Origin of the sequence: Massilia horti, assembly GCF_004614195.1 — a bacterium.
In the GTDB taxonomy this organism is placed as follows: Bacteria; Pseudomonadota; Gammaproteobacteria; order Burkholderiales; family Burkholderiaceae_D; genus Telluria; species Telluria horti.
On the sequence record NZ_SPUM01000021.1, the window covers coordinates 1 to 6,565 of the forward strand.

At 64.2% G+C, this 6,565-nt stretch carries 6 protein-coding genes; 1 reads left to right on the top strand and 5 read right to left on the bottom strand.

The window, feature by feature from the left end:
* Positions 1-137: 137 nt before the first annotated feature.
* From E4O92_RS03185 to E4O92_RS25090, 4 genes are all read right to left on the bottom strand, one after another.
* Positions 138-1,769, bottom strand: coding sequence for an alpha-D-glucose phosphate-specific phosphoglucomutase (locus E4O92_RS03185; protein WP_135188309.1), 1,632 nt, complete (start codon positions 1,767-1,769; stop codon positions 138-140).
* Between the two features lie 73 nt (positions 1,770-1,842).
* Entirely contained in the window at positions 1,843-2,127 is a 285-nt protein-coding gene (locus E4O92_RS24965) for a hypothetical protein (RefSeq protein WP_206076803.1), read from the bottom strand.
* A 365-nt stretch (positions 2,128-2,492) separates the two neighbouring features.
* On the bottom strand, positions 2,493-4,253 hold the full coding sequence (locus E4O92_RS03195; protein ID WP_135188310.1) for a DEAD/DEAH box helicase: 1,761 nt from the start codon (positions 4,251-4,253) through the stop codon (positions 2,493-2,495).
* Positions 4,254-4,438: 185 nt separating this feature from the next.
* A complete protein-coding gene (locus tag E4O92_RS25090) occupies positions 4,439-4,645 on the bottom strand; it encodes a tryptophan 7-halogenase (protein ID WP_307721735.1) in 207 nt (68 codons plus the stop codon).
* 145 nt (positions 4,646-4,790) lie between these two features.
* Here E4O92_RS25090 and E4O92_RS03205 point away from each other — a divergent pair, with 145 nt between their 5' ends.
* Positions 4,791-5,867: an alpha/beta hydrolase gene (locus E4O92_RS03205; RefSeq protein WP_135188311.1), complete on the top strand. Its 1,077-nt coding sequence runs from the start codon at positions 4,791-4,793 to the stop codon at positions 5,865-5,867.
* A gap of 15 nt (positions 5,868-5,882) precedes the next feature.
* Here E4O92_RS03205 and E4O92_RS03210 read toward each other — a convergent pair whose 3' ends face one another.
* Entirely contained in the window at positions 5,883-6,395 is a 513-nt protein-coding gene (locus E4O92_RS03210) for a GNAT family N-acetyltransferase (protein ID WP_135188312.1), read from the bottom strand.
* Positions 6,396-6,565 lie beyond the last annotated feature (170 nt).

Genomic DNA, 6,565 nt, shown 5'->3' on the forward strand with positions numbered 1-6,565 from the left:
AAACAAAGCCAGCGGCCTATGCACATCGTAGGGTGCGCACCTGTGCGCACGCGGTTCGCGAACGCCGCGTAATGATGCGGCCGCCGCAAGTCAGCATGCGGTGACCGCGTGCGCACGGGTGCGCACCCTACGATAAATCAGGTGATCACACTCGGCCTCTCACGTCCGATACGCAGCCGCAGTTCGGCCACCGCGTCGGCAATGGCGGCAAGCGAAGACAGCGCCTCCTGCGTATCAAAATCATGGCGCGCCGGATCAGCCTCGTAACGCTCCAGGTAAAGCCGCACAGTCGCGCCTTCGGTGCCTGTGCCGGACAGCCGATACACGATGCGCGAGCCGTCGGTCATCACGATGCGGATGCCCTGATGGCTGACGACCGATTTGTCGACCGGGTCGTGATAAATGAAGTCATCTGCCAGTGCAACGCGGTGGCCGGCCAGCGTGCATCGCGCCAGCTCCTGGAGCCTGGCGCGAAGCGCGGCCATCATTGCTTGTGCGTCGCCGGCGTCAACCGCCTCGTAGTCATGGCGCGAATAGTAGTTGCGCCCGAAGCGCGTCCAGTGTTCGCGCACGATCTGCTCGACCGTCTTGCCCTTCGCGGCCAGGATGTTCAGCCAGAACAGCACCGCCCACAGGCCGTCCTTTTCGCGGATATGGTCCGAGCCCGTGCCATAGCTCTCCTCCCCACACAGGGTGACGAGACCCGCATCCATCAGGTTGCCGAAGTACTTCCAGCCGGTCGGCGTCTCGAAGCAGTTGACGCCAAGCGCAGTCGCAACGCGGTCGGCCGCGGTCGATGTCGGCATCGAGCGGGCGATGCCCTTGATGCCGTCGCGATAGCCCGGGGCCACCGTGGCGTTGGCGGCGATGATGGCCAGGCTGTCGGAAGGCGTGACGGCGATTCCGCGGCCGACGATCATGTTGCGGTCGCCGTCGCCATCGGAGGCGGCGCCGAAATCCGGGGCGCCGGCGCTGTACATCAAGGCGATGAGTTCAGCGGCGTTGACCGGGTTCGGGTCCGGATGGTGGCCGCCGAAGTCCTCCAGCGGCACGGCATTGATCACGGTGCCGGCGGGTGCACCCAGCATGCCTTCGATGATCGCCTTGGCGTACGGGCCGCAGACCGCATGCATGCCATCGAAGCACATGGTGAAACCACCCGCGAACAGGGCACGGATCGCGTCGAAATCGAACAGGCGCGCCATCAGCTCCGCGTAGTCGGCCACCGGGTCGATCACTTCGATCTCCATCTGCTCCATGCGCGTGGTGCCGAGCCGTTCCAGGTCCACGGGGGGCGCGTCGCTGATCAGGTAGCGGGTCAGGGTTTGGGTGTTGGTGTAGATCGCCTCGGTGATCTTTTCCGGCGCCGGGCCGCCGTTCTCGACGTTGTACTTGATGCCGAAGTCGCCGTGCGGTCCGCCCGGATTATGGCTGGCCGAGAGCACGATGCCGCCGAATGCGCCGTGCTTGCGGATCACGCAGCTCACGGCCGGCGTGGACATGATCCCGCCGCGCCCGACCAGCACCTTGCCCACCCCGTGCGCGGCCGCCATGCGCAGGATGGTCTGGATCGCGCTACGGTTGAAAAAACGTCCGTCGCCGCCCAGCACCAGCGTAATGCCGCGGGTATCGCCGAGCGTCTCGAAGATCGCCTCGACGAAATTTTCGAGATAGCCGAGCTGCTGGAACTCCGTCACCTTTTTGCGCAGGCCCGAAGTTCCCGGGCGCTGCCCGGCAAATGGGTTGGTCGCCACGGTGTGTATCGTCATGCTTTCGCTCCTGTCTGGCGGGATGTATTGACAATCCGTTACGATACGACAGGCGCGAAAATGATGGCGCAGATTAGAGGTCAGATTTATCCGTGACCAAAGTTGTAAGCAGAGCCGCCAGGATCATGCTGGCGCCGCCCAGCACCAGCGTGCGAATCGTGTGGCCGTTGAAGACGGGCCGGGTCACCGTGCCAAGCAAAAAGCCGCTGCAAATCTGCGGAATCACGACGAAGACCAGGATCGGTTTCGTGTTGCGCGACGCGGGTGACAAGAGCGCGCTGTTTTTGATTTGCGGCGGCTGCCTGGCCATATCCGCGGGATTGTGGATGCTGGTTGAGGAGAAGAAGGCAAGCGTCACCAGCCAGGTTGCTGCCGCGACGTAGGGTGTGCACCTTTGGTGCGCACGCGGTCAACGTGTGCGGGCTTGCGGCTGCTCCTCCACTACGCTACGTTCGCGAACCCGCGTGCGCACAGGTGTGCACCCTACGAGCTTGCACGAATTACTTAGCCGAAAAATCGTCGTTCCCGGGCTCGGCGCCCCCCTTGGCGGGAACCCATACTGAGCGTCATTTCAAGCTGCCTATGGGGCCGCGCCTGCGCGGCGCCTACGCGGGAACGACGGGGGGTGGTGGCTTGCGGCTAAGGCTTGGCTACGCTCCTTTCGCGAACCGCGTGCGCACAGGTGCGCACCCTACGGGGCATCACCTGCGGTAACGCTCAACCTCAGTCCGCCCTCGCCCCTTTACGGCGCGGCTTTTTCGCGTCGCTCTTTTCGGCAAAGCGGCGCTGCGCGCCCTTTTTCGCGAAGCCGTTCTTCGCTACCGCAGGCGGTTCGCCGTCGCGCGTAATATTGAGCTGGCGGCCGGCAACCCACACTGTCTTCAGGTGATCGAGCAGGTCCGGCGTCAGGTCGGCCGGCAGGTCGAGCATCGTGTAGTCGTCGTAGATCTCGATTCGCCCAATCAGCTTGGACGGAATCCCGGCCTCGTTCGCAATTGCGCCGACGATGTTGCCCGGCTTGACGCCGTTCGCGTGGCCGACCTCGATGCGGTACGTGCCCATGCCGTCTTCCGGCGTGTGCTTCACGCGCTCCTTGCGGTATGCAGGCGCGTCGCTACGCACTTCGCGCACCGGCCGCTCTTCCATGCGCGGCTCGCGATCCGGCTTTTCCAGCAGCAGCGGCTCGTCGCCACGCGCGAGCTTGGCCAGCGCCGCGGCGATGTCCACCGCCGGCACGTTTTGCTCCCGTTCGTATTCCTCGATCAGCGAACGGAACACTTCCAGCCCGCCGTCCTCGAGCGTTTGCGTGATCTGGTCCTTGAACCTGGTGATGCGCACTTCGTTGACGGCCTTGATGGTCGGCAGCGTCAGCGGCGCGACGCGCTGGCGCGTGGCCTTCTCGATGGCCTTGAGCAGCCCGCGCTCGCGCGGCGTGATGAACAAAATCGCTTCGCCGCTGCGCCCCGCGCGGCCGGTACGCCCGATACGGTGGGTGTAGCTCTCCGGGTCGGACGGCACGTCGAAGTTGATCACGTGGCTGATGCGGTCCACGTCCAGCCCGCGCGCCGCGACGTCGGTCGCGACCAGGATGTCGATCTTGCCGTTCTTGAGCTGCTCGATGGTGCGCTCGCGCTGTTGCTGCGCCATGTCGCCGTTGATGGCGGCGGCCGCAAAGCCGCGCGCCTGCAGTTTGCTGGCCAGCTCCTCGGTGCCAAGCTTGGTGCGCGCGAAGATGATCATGCCGTCGAACGGTTCGGCTTCGAGGATGCGGGTGAGCGCGTCCAGCTTTTGCATGCCGGCCACCAGCCAGAAGCGCTGGGTGATGTTTTCGGCGGTGCCGGTCTTGGCGGCCACCGTCACTTCGCTCGGTTCGTTCAGGTACGTCTTGGCGATGCGCTTGATCTGCGACGGCATGGTGGCCGAGAACAGCGCGGTCTGGCGCTCTTCCGGCGTCTGCTGCAGGATGTGTTCGACGTCGTCGATAAAGCCCATGCGCAGCATCTCGTCGGCTTCGTCGAGGACGATGGTCTTGAGCTGCGACAGGTCGAGCGAACCCTTTTCGATATGGTCAATCACGCGCCCAGGCGTGCCGACCACCACGTGTACGCCGCGGCGCAGGGCCGACAGCTGCGGGCCGTAGCTCTGGCCGCCGTAGATCGGCAGCACGTGGAAGTTCTTGATGTGCGCGGCGTAGCTCTGGAACGCCTCGGCAACCTGGATCGCCAGCTCGCGCGTAGGCGCGAGCACCAGCGCCTGCGGGGCGCTTTGCTTGATATCGATGCGGGACAAAACCGGCAGCGCGAACGCGGCGGTCTTGCCGGTGCCCGTTTGCGCCTGCCCCAGCACGTCGCGGCCTGCCATGAGCAGCGGGATGGTGGCAGCCTGGATGGGCGACGGCGTTTCGTAGCCGACCTCCTTGAGCGCCTTGAGGATCGGCGCGGGGATGTTCAGGTCGGCAAACGTCGGGATGGGGGTGTCGGACATTGAGTAACTCTCGTGAAATCGGTGCTAAACCGCCAGTTTACTCTGTCCGACCGTGCGCGACGGGATTATTCTCGCTGGGGGCGCGGCCAGCGGTTCCATGTTGGCCGCTTGCTACATGTGTGGCGCGACGCAGTGGCGGGCGATGTACTCGGCGTGGCTGGGCATCACCTCCACGCATTTGGCGATCACCCGAGCGATGCTCTCCAGGTAGTCCTCGATCCCTGCCTCGGCCTGCACGTCGACCAGCGGGTGGTGGCTCTGCGGGTGCAGTTCTGCCCGGTCATCACCTGCAGCCAGGCCACCTCGGTGAACAACTCGTTGTTGTAGCGATGGATGCGCCCATGTGTGCGGAACAGTTCCATCTTCTGGCGCAGCGTGTCTGGAATCTCCATGTTGGCGTCCGCGAACCGCGTGCGCACAGGTGCGCACCCTACGCCGTGCTTGGGCCGGTGTGGATGCAAGCCTCAACCCATGCGGCTACAATCCATTGAAGAGCGTGCGGCGGGTGCGCATCAAATGAAGGAAGGCAGTTTGATAATGAAGCGTTTGAAAACAGCTCTCGCGGCAGCGGCCTGTGTGGCCCTGCTGGCCGACGCCGGCGCGACCACTGTGCGCGTGCACTACGACGCCGGCAAGGGCAGCATCGCCATCCTCGGCGACAAGGCGCCGATGTCGTGGTCCAAGGGCGTGACGGCCACGCGGCTGGAAGGCACCAACATCTGGACCTATTCGTGGCTGGACGAACTGGGCGACATCGCGATCAAGCCGGCACTGGGCGACAAGGTCTCGGTGGGCGGCGTCTACAAGCTGGCGGCCGGCAGCACGGTCGACATCTATCCGTTCTTCGGTGCGCCGTTCGGCAAATTGAAGATCGTGCCCGATTTCGAATCGCCGCAACTGCAGAACAAGCGCTCACTGCGCATCTACCTGCCCGCCAGTTATGAAGAGAACATGGCCAAGCGCTACCCGGTGCTGTACATGCACGACGGGCAGAACCTGTTCGATGCCAGGACCGCGGCCTATGGCGTCGAATGGCGCGTCGACGAGACGGTAAACCAGCTGGTCGCGATGGGGCAGATGGACGAGGTGATCGTGGTCGGGATCGACAACACGCCAGAGCGCATCTCCGAATACACGCCGTGCTGCGACCCGAAGTACGGCGGCGGCAAGCTCGACCGGTATGATGCGTTCATCATCGAGACGGTCAAGCCCTACATCGACAAGACGCTGCGCACCCTACCGGGCAAGGAGCACACGGCGATCATGGGCTCGTCGCTGGGCGGAATCGCCTCGGTCTACATTGCGCAGCGCCACCCGGGCGTGTTCTCGAAGGCGGGCGGCGTCTCCAGCTCGTTTTGGTGGAACAAGCGCCAACTGGTCGCCAAGCCACCGCATGTGCCGGTCAAGTTCTACCTCGACGCCGGCACCAGGAACGACGCTCTGGAAGACACGCTCCTGATGCGCGACGCGATGCTGGCCCAGGGCTACCGCGAGAACGAAGACCTGATGTTCTTTAAGGCTGAGGGAGCTAGCCACAACGAGGCCTCGTGGGCGACCCGGCTCGACAAGCCGCTGACCTGGTTCTTCCCTTGGGGTGGCACCAGGCAGCAATAACGGTGCCTGCTGCCGCTACACTGTGAGGTCGATCAGGTAAAGGTTAGTGCCCGCGTCCTCGGGCGTCAGGTGGATGAAGTTCTGGAACTTCAAGCCAAGCTTGAGCAGCAGCTGATTGGACGCGACGTTGTTGGGCGAGGTGATCGCCACCACCCGCGTAATGCCGAGCGTAGGCGCGTAGGCCAGCAGCGCCTGGCCGGCTTCGAACGCATAACCATGGCCGCGGTAGGCTGGCAGGAAGGCGTAGCCGATGTCCACGTCCTCCAGCGTTTCGCGCTTGATGAGGCCGGACATGCCCATCAACGCCAGGTCCTCCTTGCGCTCGACCACGTACAGCGAATGGCCGAGTTCCTCATGCATGGCCATCGGCCCGTCGACCACGGCCTCGTGCGCCTCATCGAGAGTGCGGATGCCGCGATCGCCAATGTGTTCGATGAAGGCAGGATCGTTCACCAGTTCGAGGTAGAACGCCGCGTCTTCTGGCGTTATGGTGCGCAGGCGCAGGCGGTCGGTCTCGAGGATGTACATGGGTCCTTTTTCAGAGTCGTCGTACGGCTTGCGGGGGCGTAGGGTGCGCACCTGTGCGCACGCGGTTCGCGAAGGCTGCGTGGTGAAAGCGGCTGCCGCAAGCCAGCACGCTCTGACCGCGTGCGCACAGGTGCGCACCCTACGAATTGCATAAATTTTAGCATCCGCCT